14 protein-coding genes are annotated in these 16991 nt (G+C 69.1%); all 14 read left to right on the top strand.

The window, feature by feature from the left end; translation table 11 throughout:
• The first annotated feature begins 58 nt into the window (after window positions 1-58).
• Entirely contained in the window at window positions 59-3661 is a 3603-nt protein-coding gene (gene mfd / locus AB0N78_RS09115; protein ID WP_363388754.1) for a transcription-repair coupling factor, read from the top strand.
• A 68-nt stretch (window positions 3662-3729) separates the two neighbouring features.
• Window positions 3730-4284: a hypothetical protein gene (locus AB0N78_RS09110; protein WP_363388751.1), complete on the top strand. Its 555-nt coding sequence runs from the start codon at window positions 3730-3732 to the stop codon at window positions 4282-4284.
• Window positions 4281-4913 carry a MazG family protein gene (locus AB0N78_RS09105; RefSeq protein ID WP_363388749.1) on the top strand — a complete coding sequence of 211 codons (633 nt, stop codon included), beginning with the start codon at window positions 4281-4283 and terminating at the stop codon, window positions 4911-4913. The genes AB0N78_RS09110 and AB0N78_RS09105 overlap by 4 nt, the downstream gene beginning before the upstream one ends.
• Window positions 4914-5322: 409 nt before the next feature.
• On the top strand, window positions 5323-6510 hold the full coding sequence (locus AB0N78_RS09100; protein ID WP_363388746.1) for a hypothetical protein: 1188 nt from the start codon (window positions 5323-5325) through the stop codon (window positions 6508-6510).
• 41 nt (window positions 6511-6551) lie between these two features.
• Entirely contained in the window at window positions 6552-6989 is a 438-nt protein-coding gene (locus AB0N78_RS09095) for a hypothetical protein (protein ID WP_363388744.1), read from the top strand.
• Between the two features lie 124 nt (window positions 6990-7113).
• Window positions 7114-7593 carry a hypothetical protein gene (locus AB0N78_RS09090; RefSeq protein ID WP_363388741.1) on the top strand — a complete coding sequence of 160 codons (480 nt, stop codon included), beginning with the start codon at window positions 7114-7116 and terminating at the stop codon, window positions 7591-7593.
• An 88-nt stretch (window positions 7594-7681) separates the two neighbouring features.
• Window positions 7682-8113: a hypothetical protein gene (locus AB0N78_RS09085; protein ID WP_363388739.1), complete on the top strand. Its 432-nt coding sequence runs from the start codon at window positions 7682-7684 to the stop codon at window positions 8111-8113.
• Between the two features lie 181 nt (window positions 8114-8294).
• A complete protein-coding gene (locus AB0N78_RS09080) occupies window positions 8295-9860 on the top strand; it encodes a Re/Si-specific NAD(P)(+) transhydrogenase subunit alpha (protein ID WP_363388736.1) in 1566 nt (521 codons plus the stop codon).
• Window positions 9860-11353, top strand: a complete 1494-nt coding sequence (gene pntB / locus AB0N78_RS09075) for a Re/Si-specific NAD(P)(+) transhydrogenase subunit beta (protein WP_363388733.1) — start codon at window positions 9860-9862, stop codon at window positions 11351-11353. The genes AB0N78_RS09080 and pntB overlap by 1 nt, the downstream gene beginning before the upstream one ends.
• A 108-nt stretch (window positions 11354-11461) precedes the next feature.
• Entirely contained in the window at window positions 11462-12742 is a 1281-nt protein-coding gene (gene eno / locus AB0N78_RS09070) for a phosphopyruvate hydratase (RefSeq protein ID WP_363388730.1), read from the top strand.
• 141 nt (window positions 12743-12883) lie between these two features.
• On the top strand, window positions 12884-13684 hold the full coding sequence (locus AB0N78_RS09065; protein ID WP_363388728.1) for a septum formation initiator family protein: 801 nt from the start codon (window positions 12884-12886) through the stop codon (window positions 13682-13684).
• Between the two features lie 87 nt (window positions 13685-13771).
• Entirely contained in the window at window positions 13772-14281 is a 510-nt protein-coding gene (locus AB0N78_RS09060) for a DUF501 domain-containing protein (RefSeq protein WP_363389876.1), read from the top strand.
• Window positions 14282-14373: 92 nt separating this feature from the next.
• Window positions 14374-15324 (top strand): Ppx/GppA phosphatase family protein, encoded by a 951-nt coding sequence (locus tag AB0N78_RS09055; RefSeq protein WP_363388725.1) that lies wholly within the window; start codon window positions 14374-14376, stop codon window positions 15322-15324.
• Between the two features lie 186 nt (window positions 15325-15510).
• The gene (locus AB0N78_RS09050; protein ID WP_363388722.1) at window positions 15511-16938 is read left to right on the top strand and encodes an NAD(P)/FAD-dependent oxidoreductase; all 1428 of its coding nucleotides are present in this window, start codon (window positions 15511-15513) and stop codon (window positions 16936-16938) included.
• Window positions 16939-16991 lie beyond the last annotated feature (53 nt).

The raw sequence follows: 16991 nt of genomic DNA, 5'->3' as shown, positions 1-16991 counted from the left end.
CCCCGGATCCCAGAGGATTCGGGGTCGTCGTGCTGTCACTCCCGCCTGAAGGGGCCCCATGAACGTCGCCGGCCTGCTGCCGCTGCTGCTCGAGGACCCGGCCGTCGCCCGCGCCGTGGAGCTGGTCCGCGCCCGCGGTGAACTCGATGTGGTCGGTCCGCCCGGGATTCGCCCGCCGCTGCTGGCCGCGATGTCCGGTGCGGTGACCGAGAAGCAGGGACGCCCCCTGGTCGTGGTGACCGCCACCGGTCGGGACGCTGATGAACTGGCCGCCGCCCTGCGCTGCTACCTGCCCTACGACGACGTCGCCGTGCTGCCCAGCTGGGAGACCCTGCCGCACGAGCGCCTGTCGCCCCGTTCGGACACCGTGGCGCGACGCCTGGCGGTCTTCCGTCGACTGGCCCACCCCGACCCCGAGCCCGGCCACACCGGACCGATCCGGGTGTTGGTCATGCCGGTGCGCGCCCTGTTGCAGCCGGTGGTCGCCGGACTGGGTGAGCTGGTCCCGGTGGCGCTGAACCCCGGTGACAGCGCCGACCTGACCGACGTCGCCGACCGCCTGACCGCAGCGGCGTACAGCCGGGTGGACATGGTCGAGCGACGCGGGGAGTTCGCGGTCCGCGGTGGCATCCTCGACGTCTTCCCTCCCACCGAGGACCACCCGATGCGGATCGAGTTCTGGGGCGAGGAGGTCGAGGAGATCCGCTGGTTCGCCGTCGCCGACCAGCGCTCGCTCGAGGTCGCCCAGCACGGACTGTGGGCCCCGCCCTGCCGTGAGCTGCTGCTCACCGACGAGGTCCGCGACCGGGCCGCCGCCCTGGTGCCGCAGCTGCCGGGCGCGGTGGAGATGCTGGACAAGATGGCCGCGGGCATCGCGGTCGAGGGCATGGAATCCCTCGCCCCGGCCCTGGTCGACTCGATGGTGCCGGTGCTGGACCTGGTGCCCGACGACGCACTGGTGGTGGTGGCCGACCCGGAGCGGGTCCGCCGTCGCGCACACGATCTGGTCGCCACCACGGAGGAGTTCCTGGCTGCCGCCTGGACCTCCGCCGCGGCCGGCGCCGCCACCCCGCTGGACCTGTCTGCCGCCTCCTTCGCGTCCTTCGCCGAGGTGCGTGCCCTGGCGGCCGTGCGCGGACTCGGCTGGTGGACCCTCAGCCCCTTCACCCTGGACGCCGACGCGGTCGAGTCCGACGACCTCACCACTGACGGCAGCAACACGGTGGTGGTCGCCGCCCGGGAGGTCGAGCGCTACCGCGGCGAGGTCGAGCGCGCCGTCAACGACGTCCGCACCCTCCAGCAGCAGGGCTGGCGACTGGTGCTCGCCACCGAGGGTCACGGCCCGGCGCAGCGGATGACGGAGCAGCTCAAGTCCGCCGATGTGCCCGCCCGCCTGGTGCCCGGACTGGACGAGGCCCCTGACGGCGGCGTCGTGCTGGTCACCCCCGCGCAGGTCGGTCCCGGGTTCGTCGCCGAGGCGCTGAGACTCGCCGTCTTCTCTGAGTCGGACCTCACCGGTCGGGCGGGCAGCTCCACCAAGGACATGCGCCGGATGCCCTCCCGGCGGCGCAATGTCGTCGACCCGTTGCAGCTGCGGCCCGGTGACTTCGTGGTGCATGAGCAGCACGGGGTGGGCCGGTTCGTGGAGCTGGTCTCCCGCACCATCGGCACCGGTGCCGCCGCGGCCACCCGCGAGTACCTGGTGATCGAGTACGCCAGCTCCAAGCGCGGCCAGCCCGGCGACCGCCTGTTCGTGCCCACCGACCAGTTGGACCAGGTCACTAAGTACGTCGGTGGCGAGTCGCCGAGCCTGAACAAGATGGGTGGCGCGGACTGGACCAAGACCAAGGGCCGGGCGCGCAAGGCGGTCAAGGAGATCGCCGGGGAACTGATCCGGCTGTACTCCGCGCGGATGGCCACCGAGGGGCACGCCTTCGGGCCGGACACCCCGTGGCAGCGCGAGTTGGAGGACGCCTTCGCCTACGTCGAGACCCCGGACCAGTTGGCCACCATCGACGAGGTCAAGGCCGACATGGAGAAGTCGATCCCGATGGACCGGCTGATCTGCGGCGACGTCGGCTACGGCAAGACCGAGATCGCCGTGCGCGCCGCGTTCAAGGCGGTGCAGGACGGCAAGCAGGTCGCCGTGCTGGTGCCCACCACCCTGCTGGTCCAGCAACACCTGGAGACCTTCTCCGAGCGCTACGCCGGCTTCCCGGTCACCGTGAAGGCCCTGTCCCGGTTCCAGACCAAGGCCGAGTCCGAAGCCGTGGTCGACGGGCTGCGGGACGGCAGCATCGACGTCGTGATCGGCACCCACCGGCTGATCACCGGCGAGATCCGGTTCAAGGACCTCGGCCTGGTGATCATCGATGAGGAGCAGCGCTTCGGCGTCGAGCACAAGGAGACCCTCAAGGCGCTGCGCACCAACGTCGACGTGCTGGCGATGTCCGCCACCCCGATCCCGCGCACCCTGGAGATGGCCGTCACCGGCATCCGGGAGATGTCCACCCTGGCCACCCCGCCGGAGGAGCGGCACCCGGTGTTGACCTTCGTCGGGCCCTACGAGGAGAAGCAGATCGCCGCGGCGATTCGCCGTGAGCTGCTCCGCGAGGGCCAGGTGTTCTACGTGCACAACAAGGTCGAGTCCATTGAGCGCACCGCCGCCCGGTTGAACGAGCTGGTGCCGGAGGCCCGGGTCGCGGTGGCACACGGCAAGATGAACGAGCACCAGTTGGAGCAGGTGATCGCTGACTTCTGGGAGAAGCGGTTCGACGTCCTGGTCTGCACCACCATCGTCGAGACCGGCCTGGACATCTCCAACGCCAACACCCTGATCCTGGAACGCGCCGACCGGCTCGGCCTGTCCCAGCTGCACCAGCTGCGCGGCCGAGTGGGCCGTGGTCGGGAGCGGGCCTACGCGTACTTCCTGTACCCGCCGGAGAAGCCGCTGACCGAGACCGCCCACGACCGGCTGTCCACCATCGCCGCGAACACCGACCTCGGGGCCGGCATGGCGGTGGCGATGAAGGACCTGGAGATCCGCGGTGCGGGCAACCTGCTCGGCGGCGAGCAGTCCGGCCACATCGAGGGCGTCGGCTTCGACCTGTACATCCGGATGGTCGGGGAGGCGGTGGCCTCCTACCGCGGCGACCAGCCGGAGGAGGTGCCGGATGTCACCATCGAGCTGCCGGTGGACGCGCACATCCCGCACGACTACATCGCCCACGAGCGGCTGCGGCTGGAGGCGTACCAGAAGCTCGCCAACGCCACCGACGAGGCCGTACTGTCCGAGATCTCCGCTGAGCTCATCGACCGCTACGGCCCGATCCCGGAGGCGGTGGCCAACCTGTTCGCGGTCGCCCGATTCCGGCTGCACGCGCGCCGCGCAGGTCTCACCGACATCACCGCGCAGGGCAAGTTCGTCCGCTTCGCACCGGTCGAGCTGCCCGAGTCCGCGCAGCTGCGGCTCAAGCGGCTGTACCCCGGCACCGTGCTCAAGCCTGCCCTGCGCACCATCCTGGTCCCGTTCCCGACCACCGCCCGGATCGGCGGCAAACCGCTGCACGGTGAGGCGATCCTGGACTGGACCCGCTCGCTGATCGACGCCGTCATCCTCGGCGATGTGTCCGCGGCAGCCTCGGTCGGCACCACCCGGTGACCACACGGCCCCCGGTCGAGGGCCTAGCATGACCGCGAGCAGCAGACCTACCACCAGGGAGACGACGGATGTCCACCCGTAAGCGGTTCAGCGCCCTCATCGGAGCCGGTGTGCTCGCCGCCACCCTGGCAGCGTGCAGCGGCACCCCCGGCGCGGCCCTGGTCGTCGACGGCCAGGCCACCAGCGTGGCCGAGGTGCAGACCGCCTACGAGCAGGTCGGGCCGATCTTCTCCGGTGCCACGTTCGGTGACTTCGTCACCACCCTGGTCCAGCAGTCGGCCTACCGGACGGTCACTGATGACCTGGGAGTCGCCTACAGCGACCAGCAACTGACCGAGCTGTACCAGGAGACCGCGCCATCCGTGCCAGGCCTCGACCCTGACACTGAGCTGACTGCCGCATCGCTGGACATCCTGCGCTACTCAGTGGTCGTCACGGCCCTGAAGCAGGCCACTGTCGAGCAGCAGGCCGCGGTGCAGGCGGCCGTGCAAGAAGAACTCGCGAACTCGGACATCGAGGTCAACCCCCGCTACGGCCAGCTCGACACCACCGGAACGGTGACCCCAGCCGCCTACTCCTGGATCGTCCCCACCGAGACCGACCCCGCCTTCGTCACCCAGTGACCACCGACCAGGCCGCTCCCGATCCGCTGCGCGATGTCGTGGCGGTGATGGACCGCCTGCGTCAGGGGTGCCGTTGGAATGCCGAACAGACCCACGCCACCCTCGTGCCCTACCTCATCGAGGAGGCCCACGAGGTCGCCGAGGCCGTCGACCACGACGACCGGGACAACCTCCGCGAGGAGCTCGGTGACCTGCTGCTCCAGGTGCTCTTCCACGCCCGGATCGCCCAGGAGCACCCCACCGACCCCTGGGACATCGACGACGTCGCTGCTGCTCTGTCCGAGAAGCTCATCCGTCGCAACCCGCACGTCTTTGGTGACGCCGTCGCTGACGACATCGACGCCATCCATCGTCAGTGGGAAGAGCGCAAGCAGGCGGAGAAGGCACGCGGCTCCGTCTTCGAGGGCATCCCACTCGGCCTGAGCGCCCTCGCCCGCGCCCAGAAGGTCACCGCCCGCGCCGCCCGCAACGGCATCGCCGCCCCGCTGCCCACCGACGACTCCCTCGGATCACGACTGCTCGCCCTGGTCGCCGAGGCCCACGCCACCGGTCTGGACGCCGAGGGGGAGCTGCGCCGCGCGGCCCGCGCGTGGGAGGACCGACTGAGCGCCGCGGAGTCCGCGGGCTGACACACCCCCGCCGGGACTGGCCGACTACTCAACGGTGCGCTCGACGCCCCCCTTTGGGCCCGATCGTGAGCCGAAAAGGGCATCGAACCCTCATCGTTGACCGTGTGGACATCGAGGTTGACCTGGGAGAGCTGGCCGCCGCTGCGGCTGGGCTTCGTGCTGCGGGCGGTGCAGTGAAGGAGATGGGTCCGTTGCCGAGTGGTGCCGCGTCCAGTTCTGGCCCGTCACTGGCAAGCGCGCTCACCATGGCCGCGGAGGCGTGGTCGACAGCGGCTCGGTCCTTGCGCGACGCCGTGATCGCAGACGCTGACCGAATCGTCGCCTGTGGCAGGGCGTATCAACAGACTGACGAGGCGGTGCAGGAACGATTCGCCGCGATGGCATCGCCCCTCGGCCGAAAGATCCCCCAATGAGCCCCGTCGACCGGTTCCCCTATCCGCCGGACGACCCGGACACGATCCAGCGCAGCGCGGACCACATTGACCGGTGGGCGCACTCCATCCGCCACACGGGAAGTGAACTGCTCCGCACCCGGTCCCGATTGGCCACTGCGTGGTCCGGCCCGGCAGCCGAGGCCGCCACAGGATCGCTGACCGCGACCGCACGTTGGTCGGACGACACCGCCGGTGTCGCCGGGCGCGGCAGCGCCTCAGTTGCCGTCTACGCCCAGGTGCTTCGTGACGCCCGCCGACAGATCGACACCCTCCGCGCGGACTTCTCCGCCGCCACCGACGACGCCCAAGCGCTCAACCGGCAGGCGCTGACCGGCGGGATCCAGCCGTCCGCGTTCATTGCCCGCGCGTCGACGATCATGGCCCGGCAATCGAGTGCGCACATGCAGTACCGCGCGGTCATGGCCCAGGTCGCCGCCCAAGTGGCGGTCTCGACCGCTGCGCTGCCGTCCACGGCGACCACGATCAGCACCACCGCGGTCCGGGAGGATCCAAACGACCGGATTCTGTACGAATATCAGGTGGAGTCGGACGGGGCGACAGTTCCACTCACTCTGACCGGGTTCAATGCCTGGCTGGTCGAGAATTTTGGTGGTGATCTGTCTCAAGTGAAGGTGACTCCACACGAGCTCGAGATGATCCGAGCCCTGTCTCCGTATCGGCTCTACATGTTCAATCAGCTAAAAGAGGACGCGTTCGCCGAAGCTGATAAAAGGTATCCCAGCTCCAGTCAGAATGACAATCACAATGACGCATTCAGGCATGCGTACTGGAACGCACTCATGGCATCGCACTTCGGTGAAGGCTGGGCTGCCGAGTACGGGACCTCTCACGAGGCGCTTCAAGGGAATCAAGGGCAACGAGAGGCAATGGATCTCTACAACAACGAGGTCGGGCGGTCTCTCGCCGGGGTGTCCTCGAGCCCCTATCGGAGTGTTGATGTCTCGCTGGCAGATCGTGTTGCCGAGGCGGTAGAGAATGGCGATCTCTTGGTGATCGACGCCCGTGGCGATCTCCGATGGTCCAACGAGGTGCTGCAAGGGGAGACAGCTGACCCTGAGCTAGTCAGCGGGCTCCCCGAAATCGACGGGCATTCTCGATCAGAAGTCTCTGGATTCCCCAATAATCAAGGCGCTCAATCGTGAGTGCAAATAAAAGATTGGTTCCGGCTGTGATCGTCTGCGTGATGGCGTCGCTGTCTAGTTGTGCTTATTCGCACGCCGAGGCGCAGCTCATCTGCGGGAGCGGGGAAGAGAGCAACGCTCTTGCTGAAAAGATTGCAGAGTTGAATGCGGGGGAAGTTCGTTCCCTGGCAGACCTCGTCGACTTCGACTGGGACCGGGTCTGGTACTTCGGTGGCACCGAAGATCCGACTGATCTCAAGGAGGCGATGCAGGTCGACTCGGTCGGTCGCATCCCCAGGTGGCGGGCGTCATGCGCGTTCCACGGACTGTACTTCGTCAACGATGGCGAGCTCGTCGAGGTGTTGAACTGGAGCGACAAGGAGTACGGGCTGCTTTTTGGTGACCGGGGAGATTCGTGGGGCCGGGAGGTCGAGGTTGTCGGATTAGGGCATGCAGCCGCCCTGTGCGAGCCCGGCGAGTGTTCGGACGCTGACCGGTGATGAGGAGTAGGCGAGCCGTCGCGACGGATCCGAATCGCGCTGACGTGCCTGAGCGGTGGATCAGGTTGGTCTCGGGCGGGCCCCGAAGCTCGGGCTCGTTGACGGGCTGTAGGCAGGCGCTGTCGTGAATGCGCGGCCGAGCATCGCCTCCTCGCTTGCTCGCGTGTCAGTGCTCGCGCTGGTTCTCGGCGGGTGTGGGGTGGTTGATCACCGCGAGCAGATTCTGTGCAACTCGCTGAATGGGGGCGTCGACATTCCTCACTATGCTCTCGACATGGATGACGGCGAGCAGGTGCGACTCGCAGATCTGACGGACGTAACCTGGGATGCGGTGTGGAGCCTGCCGGGTTCGATGGGCCCCGAGCAGATGAAGGATCGCATGGGGGTGTCTGATATGGGGAAGATTCCAAGTGAATGGCGTTGGTGCACCTTCGGCGGGTTGTATTTTGTCGAAGGGGATCGATTGGTGGGAGCGGCAAATTGGAATGATCGCTGGTCAGGGATCAGCGTCGGCGTGGAGCCACAGTCGTGGGGGAGTGGCGCGTTGCTCGTGAAGCAGGGCGCGGTTGCCCTCATCTGTGAACCTCATGAGTGTGGGCAGTGACCGGAACCTGGCGTCGGCGGCCCGCTTCTCGGGTAGGGACGCCATGACCCGTACGGCCTCAGCGCTCGGTGCTGCCACGGTGGCATGCATGGTCGCCGTCGTCGCGGGATGTGGGCTGGTCGACCATCGCGAACCCATCATGTGCGGATCTGTGCAGGAGAGCATCGATCTTGCCGAGACCGCCCGTGCAATGACCGCCGGTGAGCGGGTGCCGCTCGCAGAACTGACCGACTTCGAGTGGGACACCGTGTGGTCGTTCTCCACCGAGACGGAACCCGACGTGATGCAGGACGCCATGGGCGTCACCGACCTGGGTCGGATCCCGAGTTCGCGGCCGTGGTGCGCCTTCCACGGTCTCTACTTCGTCCAAGGTGACCAGCTTGTCCGGGCGTTCAACTGGGATGACCGATTGACCGGGATCGTGCTGGGCTACGACCCGGAGTCGTGGGGGAGGGACGTGCTGTTGGTCAGGGAGGAGAACACGGCAGTCCTCTGCAACCCCGCCGACTGCCCCGCCTGAACCGCCCATCCCACCTTTCGGACACCCCGGCCCCCGATCCGTCCCCCTACCCTGGGCCGATGGGCCGTAGGTCCTGCCCCTGATCACCACCGCCGTCGGCAGGATGACCCGGGCCGATCCGCACCCACAGCGGTCCGCGCACCCTCGAACACCAGCGCACCCTCGAACAGAAGGAGAGCCGATGAGGATCGGCGTGCCGAAGGAGAGCAGGCCGGGCGAGCGCCTGGTCGCCGCCACCCCGGCCACCGTCACCCAGTTGGGCAAGCTCGGCTATGACGTGGTCGTGCAGAGTTCCGCGGGGGAGGCCGCCGGTTTCCCGGATGCGGCCTATGCCGACGCGGGCGCGACCATCGGCGATGCCGATGCGGTGTGGTCCAGCGATGTGGTGACCCTGATCGACGCTCCGACCGCCGACCAGGTCCAGAGCCTGCGTGCAGGTGCGACGGTCATCGCGACGATGGCCCCGGCTGCGCACCCGGAGCTGGTGGAGTCGTTGGCCGCGCAGCGGGTGACCGGCCTCGCGTTGGATGCGGTGCCGCGGATCTCGCGTGCGCAGGCGCTGGATGTGCTGTCCACGATGTCGAATGTCGCGGGCTACCGGGCGGTGATCGAGGCCGCGGAGGAGTTCGGCGGCATGTTCACCGGGCAGGTGACCGCGGCGGGCAAGACGCCCCCGGCCACCGTGTTCGTGATCGGCGCGGGTGTGGCCGGTCTGGCGGCCATCGGTGCGGCGGGCAGTCTGGGCGCTCAGGTGCGGGCCTTCGACGTCCGGCCCGAGGTCGGTGAGCAGATCGAGTCGATGGGCGCGAGCTTCGTCCAGGCGGAGACCGCGAGCACCGCCCAGCAAGAGGTCTCCACTGACGGCTACGCCTCCGAGCTGACCGCCGAGCAGGAGCGCCTCACCGCGGAGATGTACGCCGCGGAGACCGCCCGGGCGGACATCGTGATCACCACCGCGCTGGTCCGGGGCAAGGCCCCGCGCACGATCACCGCCGAGATGGTCGCCGCGATGCGTCCGGGCAGCGTGATCGTCGACCTGGCGGCCTCCGGCGGCGGCAACTGCGAGCTGACCGTCCCGGGGGAGAAGGTCGTCACCGCGAACGGCGTGACGATCCTCGGCTACACCGACCTGGCCAGCCGGATGGCGCGGCACACCGCCCAGCTCTTCGGCACCAATGTGGTCAATCTGATGAAGCTGCTCACCCCGGGCAAGGACGGGCAACTCGTGCTCGACCTGGACGACGTGGTGCAGCGCGGGATGACCGTGGCGCACGACGGCGACGTGCTCTGGCCCCCGCCGCCGGTGCAGGTCTCCGCGGCCCAGCCCGCCGCCCCCGCCGCCCCGGTGGAGGACCCGGCGGAGAAGGCCGCCCGCGAGCGCGCCGAGGCCAAGCGGAAGGGGCAGCGGCAGATGGTCGGGCTCGCGCTCGGTGCGGTGCTGCTCGGCCTGGCGATGACCTTCGGACCGGCCGCGTTCCTCAGCCACTTCACGGTGTTCGTGCTGGCCTGCTTCGTCGGATACTACGTGATCAGCAAGGTCACACACTCGCTGCACACCCCGTTGATGGCCCAGACCAACGCGATCAGCGGCATCATCCTGGTCGGTGCGCTGCTCCAGATCGGGTCGTCCAACACCTGGGTGACCGTCCTGTCCGTGATCGCGGCGACCGTCGCCAGCATCAACATCTTCGGCGGCTTCCTGGTGGCGTACCGGATGCTCGGCATGTTCCGGAAGGAGGACGCCTGATGTCCGTCCCCACGTTCCTTCCGGCCGTGCTGGAGGCCGCTGACGGCTCCTCGCACCTGACCTCCGCGGTCCAGGCGGCATTCGTGATCGCCGCGGTGCTGTTCGTCCTGTCCCTGGCCGGGCTCTCCCGCCAGGAGACCGCCCGCCGTGGCAACGTCCTCGGCATGGTCGGCATGGTGGTCGCCCTGGTGGCCACCATCGTGCTCGCGCTGGACCAGTCGGAGCGCAACGCGCTGGTCACCCTGCTGCTGATCGCGCTGGTGCTCATCGTCGGCGCGGCGGTCGGGGTCTGGCGGGCGCAGCGGGTCGAGATGACCCAGATGCCCGAGTTGATCGCCGTGCTGCACAGCTTCGTCGGCTTGGCCGCGGTGCTGGTCGGGATCAACTCGTACCTGACCGAGTCCACGGCGCACGCCATCGCCTTCGCGCCACTGTCCGGCGACATCTTCTACGCCAAGCCCGACACGGTTCACCTGGTCGAGGTCTTCCTCGGCGTGCTCATCGGCGCCGTGACCTTCACCGGCTCCATCGTCGCCTACCTCAAGCTCTCGGCGAAGATGAAGTCCGCCCCGCTCACCCTGCCCGGCCGGAACTGGCTGAACCTGGGTGCCCTGGTGGCCAGCGCCGGACTCATGGTCTGGTTCCTCACCGAGCCGAACATCTGGCCGCTGCTGCTGATGACCGTGATCGCGCTGGCCCTCGGCTGGCACCTGGTCGCGGCGATCGGCGGCGGCGACATGCCGGTGGTCGTCTCGATGCTGAACTCCTACTCCGGCTGGGCAGCCGCGGCCACCGGCTTCATGCTGAGCAACGACCTGCTGATCATCACCGGCGCCCTGGTCGGCTCCTCCGGTGCCATCCTCAGCTTCATCATGTGCCGGGCGATGAACCGCTCGTTCATCAGCGTCATCCTCGGTGGCTTCGGCTCCGAGGGCGGCGCCCCGGCCGCGGGTGGCGACCAGGACTACGGCGAGCATCGCGAGATCCAGGCCGCGGAGGTCGCCGAGCTGCTCAAGGGCGCGAAGTCCGTCGTCATCACCCCCGGCTACGGCATGGCGGTGGCGAAGGCCCAGTACCCGGTCGCCGACCTGGTGTCCCGGCTGCGTGCCCAGGGCATCGAGGTCCGCTTCGGCGTGCACCCGGTGGCCGGACGGTTGCCCGGCCACATGAACGTGCTGCTGGCCGAGGCCAAGGTGCCCTACGACATCGTCCTGGAGATGGACGAGATCAACGACGACCTGGCCGACACCGACGTGGTGCTGGTGATCGGGGCGAACGACACCGTGAACCCCGCCGCGCTGGACGACCCGAACTCGCCGATCGCCGGGATGCCGGTGCTGCGGGTCTGGGAAGCCGGCCAGGTGATCGTCTTCAAGCGGTCGATGGCCACCGGCTACGCCGGGGTGCAGAACCCGCTGTTCTTCCGCGAGAACACCGCGATGTTGTTCGGCGATGCCAAGCAGCAGGTCGAGGCGATCGTCCAGGCGCTCTGACCAGGTCCGACAGGTCGGGGCAACTGTTCACCGAAGGTCCCGACGACTCCCGCGTCCGACGGCACTAGGCTGAGGTCGCATACCCAATCCGCTTTCGAAGGAGCACGCATGGCCACCATCGAGGCCGTCGGCGCCCGCGAGATCCTCGACTCGCGCGGCAACCCCACTGTGGAGGTCGAGGTCGCCCTCGACGACGGCACCATCGCGCGTGCCGGTGTCCCCTCCGGCGCGTCCACCGGTGCTTTCGAGGCCGTGGAGCGTCGCGACGGTGACAAGTCCCGTTACCTGGGCAAGGGTGTCGAGGGCGCGGTCAACGCCGTCATCGACGAGATCGCCCCGGAGATCATCGGCTTCGAGGCTTCGGAGCAGCGCCTGGTCGACCAGGCCCTGATCGACCTCGACGGCACCCCCAACAAGGGCAAGCTGGGTGCGAACGCCATCCTCGGCGTCTCGCTGGCCGTGGCGAAGGCCGCTGCCGACTCGGCCGACCTGCCGCTGTTCCGCTACATCGGTGGCCCGAACGCGCACGTTCTGCCCGTCCCGATGATGAACATCCTGAACGGTGGGTCGCACGCCGACTCCAACGTGGACATCCAGGAGTTCATGGTCGCCCCGATCGGCGCCACCACCTTCCGCGAGGCCCTGCGCACCGGCGCCGAGGTCTACCACTCGCTGAAGTCGGTGCTGAAGTCCAACGGTCTGGCCACCGGCCTGGGCGACGAGGGTGGCTTCGCGCCGAACCTCGAGTCCAACCGTGCCGCCCTGGACCTCATCATCACCGCGATCGAGAAGGCCGGCTTCAAGCCGGGCGTCGACGTGGGTCTGGCCCTGGACGTCGCCTCGACCGAGTTCTTCTCGGACGACAAGTACGCCTTCGAGGGCAAGCAGCTCCAGGCCGCCGCGATGATCGAGTACTACGAGCAGCTGGTGAACGACTACCCGCTGGTCTCCATCGAGGACCCGCTGGCCGAGGACGACTGGGAGGGCTGGCAGGCCCTCATGCACCGGATCGGCGACAAGGTGCAGATCGTCGGCGACGACCTGTTCGTCACCAACCCGGAGCGTCTGGCCAAGGGCATCGAGCTCAAGGCCGCCAACTCCCTGCTGGTCAAGCTGAACCAGATCGGCACCCTGACCGAGACCCTGGACGCCGTCACCCTGGCCCAGCGCAACGGGTTCACCACCATGACCTCGCACCGTTCCGGTGAGACCGAGGACGTCACCATCGCCGACCTGTCGGTGGCCACCAACGCCGGTCAGATCAAGACCGGTGCCCCGGCCCGTGGCGAGCGGATCAACAAGTACAACCAGCTGCTCCGCATCGAGGAGGAGCTGGACGACGCCGGTCGTTACGCCGGCCGCACCGCCTTCCCGCGTTGGAAGGCGTGAGCGCACAGCTCATCGCGTGAACCGGAGGCCGGTGACCCTGAGTGGGTCGCCGGCCTCCGGCATGTCGTGCACCAGGTCTTCACCGACACACACCAGCCCACGTCCCGGACGACCCTGGCCCGGCACGGCAGAATCGAGCCCGTGTCCGCCCCCCGCCGTCCCTCCGTGCCCCGCTCGGGGTCCGGCAGCGCGTCGGGCCGCAGCTCACGCTCCGGTACGGGGTCGGATGACCGTGCGGCGGCATCCGGGCAGCAGCGAGCGGTCCAGCGCCGCGACACTCCCGGGAAGGTCGAGCGCCCGGCGGAGGACACGCGTCCGGCCACCCTGCGTCCCGCTGGTGGAGCACCCCGTCCCACCCCGCCGCGGGCGCGACCGGCGCGGGCCGCCACCCCCAAGTCGTCAGCCACCCGACCCGCCTCGGCCCGGCCCGCTGCCCGCCCTGGTTCGGGTGGACGCGGGGGCGGGTCGGAGTCGGTGCAACAGCGGGTGCCGCGCCTGTTCACCGTGCGGGCACTGGTGATGCTGATCGTCGTGGCGGTCGCGTTCATCCTGGTGTTCCCGACCATGCGCTCCTATCTCAACCAGCAGGTGCAGTTGCAGCAGTTGCGGGCCGATGTGGCTGCGGCCGAGCAGCAGAACGAGGACTTGCAGGCCGAGCTGGACCGCTGGTCGGACCCCGCCTATGTCGAGGCTCAGGCCCGCGAGCGGCTGGCCTTCGTGATGCCGGGTGAGCAGGCGCTGCGCGTCGCCGACCCGGAGATCGTGCCCGAGCAGACGGCCGACACCGACGCCACCGACGGCCCGGCGGTCGCCTCCGACCCCACCCGCCCCTGGTACGCCCAGATCTGGGACTCCGTGCAGGTCGCCGGGGTCGCCGGAACCGGTTCCGCGGATGAGTCGACCTCGGGGGAGAATGCTCCCGACCCCGCGCCGTCCGAGTGATCCGGCGCGCCCCGACCGGAGACGTCTGAGGACCCCGTGACCGACCAGCCCGTCGCCCTGCCCGAGCCCGTCCTGCCGGACCCCGCCATGGTGCCGTCCGCTGACCGCACCCGCCCGGTGGTCACCGATGCGGACCTGGACGTGCTCCGTGAGCAGTTGGGCCGGCCGGCCCGCGGGGTGGTCGGGGTGGCGGCTCGTTGTGTCTGTGGTCGCCCGCTGGTGGTCCGCACCTCGCCCCGGTTGGACGACGGCAGCCCGTTCCCGACGACGTACTACCTGACCAGCCCGCAGGCGGTGGCTGGTGCCAGCACGCTGGAGGCCACCGGTCAGATGGTCGGGCTCACCGAGTGGGTGCGGACCGAGCCCATCGCCGCGGCCTACCAGCGAGCGCACGAGTCCTACCTGGCCGACCGGTCGGAGCTGGGCGACGTGCCGGAGATCGCCGGGATCAGCGCCGGTGGCATGCCCACCCGAGTCAAATGCCTGCACGCGTTGCTCGGTCACGCCCTGGCCGCTGGGCCCGGGGTGAACCCGGTCGGTGACGAGGTGCTGCTGCGCCTGCGGGACACCTGGCGTCCCGACCGCTGCACCTGCTGATCTGTCGCAGCACTGCCGACCGCACCCGGCCGCCCGCGTCGCCGCGCCGCGCTGATCCGCACCTGTCACCGGGGGATGGAAGGATGTCCGCCGTGACTCGTGTGGCTGCCATCGACTGTGGGACCAACTCCATCCGCCTGCTGGTGGCCGATGTGGACATCGCGGCCGGGATGCTGGTGGATCTGGACCGCCGGATGGAGGTCGTGCGCCTCGGCCAGGGCGTGGACCGCACCGGTCGGATCGCCCCGGAGGCGATGGCCCGCACCCTGGACGCCGCCCGGCGCTACGCCGCGATCTGCGCCGATCTGAACGTGCAGGCGATCCGATTCGTCGCCACCAGCGCCTCCCGCGATGCGCAGAACCGGGACGAGTTCGTCACCGGTGTGCGTGAGGCGCTGGGGGTCGAGCCGGAGGTGATCGGCGGGGTCGAGGAGGCGTCGCTGTCCTTCCGTGGGGCCACCGGTGTGCTCGGTCGGCCCGGGCCGTACCTGGTGATCGACCTCGGCGGCGGCTCCACCGAGGTGGTGCTGGGTGAGTCGACCCCGGACGCCGCCTACTCGATGGATGTCGGCTGCGTGCGGATCACCGAGCGTCACCTGCGCACCGACCCGCCCACCGCGGAGCAGGTCGAGGCCGCGGTGGCGGATGTGCACGCTGCCCTGGACGTCGCCCTGGCGCAGGTTCCGGTCGGTCGCACCCGGACCCTGGTCGGGGTGGCCGGTTCGGTCACCACCGTTACCGCGCACGCCCTCGGCCTGGACCGGTACCGCCCGGACCGGATCGACGGCGCGACCCTCACCGTCGACCAGGTGGTGGCCGCCTGTGACGACCTGATCGCCCGGGATCGGGAGTCCCGCTCCGCACTGGGCTTCATGCACCCGGGCCGGGTGGATGTGATCGCCGCCGGTGCGCTGGTCTGGCGTGAGGTGGTCTTGCGGGTGCAGCGCGAGGTCGCCGCCGCCGGCGGTGAGCTGACCGAGGTGATCACCTCGGAGCACGACATCCTGGACGGGATCGCCTGGAGCGTTGCCGAGCGGGCCTGAGGGTTCGCGTCGCGAGTTCGGTGCTTCGGCGTCGAGGTCGAACGTGGCGCATCCGACCTCGTGCCCGATCCGTCGAACTCGGCCCCCGGGCTAGCAAAACCGCCCGAGTCGCCCGCTAGGACTTTGTGCCCAGAATCACGCAGTCCCAAGTCGACCCGGGGAGTTCGGCGGATCTACCGTTAAGGCATGCCTCAGTCCTCTGTGTCCAGCGCCAAGCCGCGCAAGGTGCCCCGCATCCTGATCCTCGGTGGCGGGACCGTCGGGCTCTACTCCGCTCAGCGTCTGCGTCGGCGTCTGGGTCACCGCGAGGCCGCCATCGTCGTGGTGGACCCGCGCCCGTACATGACCTACCAGCCCTTCCTGCCGGAGGCCGCTGCCGGGTCCATCGACGCCCGCCACGTGGTCGCCCCGCATGTGCGCGCCCTCAAGGGTGTGGATGTGCTGCAGGGCAAGGTCTCGGAGATCAAGCACGCGGACCGCACCGTGCAGGTCACCCCGGAAGAGGGTGAGCCGTACTGGGTCACCTACGACCACCTGATCGTCGGTCTAGGCTCGGTCGCCCGCACGCTGCCGATCCCGGGTCTGGCGGAGCAGGCGATCGGCTTCAAGAACGTGGAGGAGGCCATCGCGGTCCGCAACCACGTGCTGGGCCGGATCGACCTGGCCTCGTCCACCTGGGACGCCGACCTGCGCAAGAAGATGCTGACCTTCACCTTCGTCGGCGGCGGCTTCGCCGGTGTCGAGGCGATCGCCGAGGTCGAGGACATGGCCCGCGACGCGGTGAAGCAGTACGCCTCGCTGGACGAGTCCGACCTGCGGTTCGTGCTGGTCGAGGGCTCGCGCCGGATCCTGCCGGAGGTCTCCGAGGAGCTGGGCGGCTACACCTTGGAGCAGCTGCGCAAGCGCGGCATCGAGGTCTTCCTGTCGACCTTCCTGAACTCCTGCGTCGACGGGCACGTCGTGCTCTCCGACAAGACCGAGTTCGACTCCGAGACCATCGTGTGGACCGCCGGTGTGAAGGCGAACCCGGTGCTGGCCAACTCGGACCTGCCGCTGGACAAGATGGGTCGGGTCACCGCGCTGGCCACGCTCCAGATCGCGGACGAGACCGGCAACATCGTGCCGGACGCCTACGCCGCTGGTGACTGCGCTGCGGTGCCCGACTTGTACAACCCGGGGGCGTTCTGCCCGCCGAACGCCCAGCACGCGCTGCGCCAGGCCAAGCACCTGGCGGACAACCTCGCGCTGGTGCTCCGCTCGGCGCAGCCCACCGACTACAAGCACAAGAACGTCGGCGCGGTGGCCTCCCTCGGCATGTACAAGGGTGTCGCCCAGATGTTCGGCAAGATCAAGGTCCGCGGCTTCCTCGCCTGGGTGCTGCACCGCACGTACCACGTGATGGCGATGCCGACCTGGAACCGCAAGATCAACATCATGGCTGGCTGGACCGCCAACCTGCTGTGGCGCCGTGAGGTCGTGCCGCTGGGTTCGCTGCACGACCCGCGTGCGGAGTTCCGAGCCGCGTCCGTGCCGCCGAAGCCGAAGGCGGAGCCCGCCGGTGAGGATCACTCCCCGGTACCGAGCACCGAGGCGAAGGCCCCGGCCAAGGCCTGACCTGCTGATCGAGGACGCCCCGTACACCCGATGGTGTGCGGGGCATCCTCGTG

The sequence above is a fragment of the Cellulomonas sp. NPDC089187 genome (assembly GCF_040685135.1).
Lineage (GTDB): Bacteria > Actinomycetota > Actinomycetes > Actinomycetales > Cellulomonadaceae > Cellulomonas.
Note: the sequence above shows the minus strand (reverse complement) of the source record. Positions and strands in the feature narration are given on the sequence as shown.

Excerpts from the sequence above, each read along its gene's own strand:
- AB0N78_RS09060 (WP_363389876.1), top strand. The coding sequence starts at position 13,772 with ATGGTGCCGTCCGCTGACCGCACCCGCCCGGTGGTCACCGATGCGGAC.
- pntB (WP_363388733.1), top strand. The coding sequence starts at position 9,860 with ATGTCCGTCCCCACGTTCCTTCCGGCCGTGCTGGAGGCCGCTGACGGC.
- AB0N78_RS09080 (WP_363388736.1), top strand. The coding sequence starts at position 8,295 with ATGAGGATCGGCGTGCCGAAGGAGAGCAGGCCGGGCGAGCGCCTGGTC.
- AB0N78_RS09085 (WP_363388739.1), top strand. The coding sequence starts at position 7,682 with ATGGTCGCCGTCGTCGCGGGATGTGGGCTGGTCGACCATCGCGAACCC.
- eno (WP_363388730.1), top strand. The coding sequence starts at position 11,462 with ATGGCCACCATCGAGGCCGTCGGCGCCCGCGAGATCCTCGACTCGCGC.
- AB0N78_RS09110 (WP_363388751.1), top strand. The coding sequence starts at position 3,730 with ATGTCCACCCGTAAGCGGTTCAGCGCCCTCATCGGAGCCGGTGTGCTC.
- AB0N78_RS09050 (WP_363388722.1), top strand. The coding sequence starts at position 15,511 with ATGCCTCAGTCCTCTGTGTCCAGCGCCAAGCCGCGCAAGGTGCCCCGC.
- AB0N78_RS09095 (WP_363388744.1), top strand. The coding sequence starts at position 6,552 with ATGGCGTCGCTGTCTAGTTGTGCTTATTCGCACGCCGAGGCGCAGCTC.
- mfd (WP_363388754.1), top strand. The coding sequence starts at position 59 with ATGAACGTCGCCGGCCTGCTGCCGCTGCTGCTCGAGGACCCGGCCGTC.
- AB0N78_RS09100 (WP_363388746.1), top strand. The coding sequence starts at position 5,323 with ATGAGCCCCGTCGACCGGTTCCCCTATCCGCCGGACGACCCGGACACG.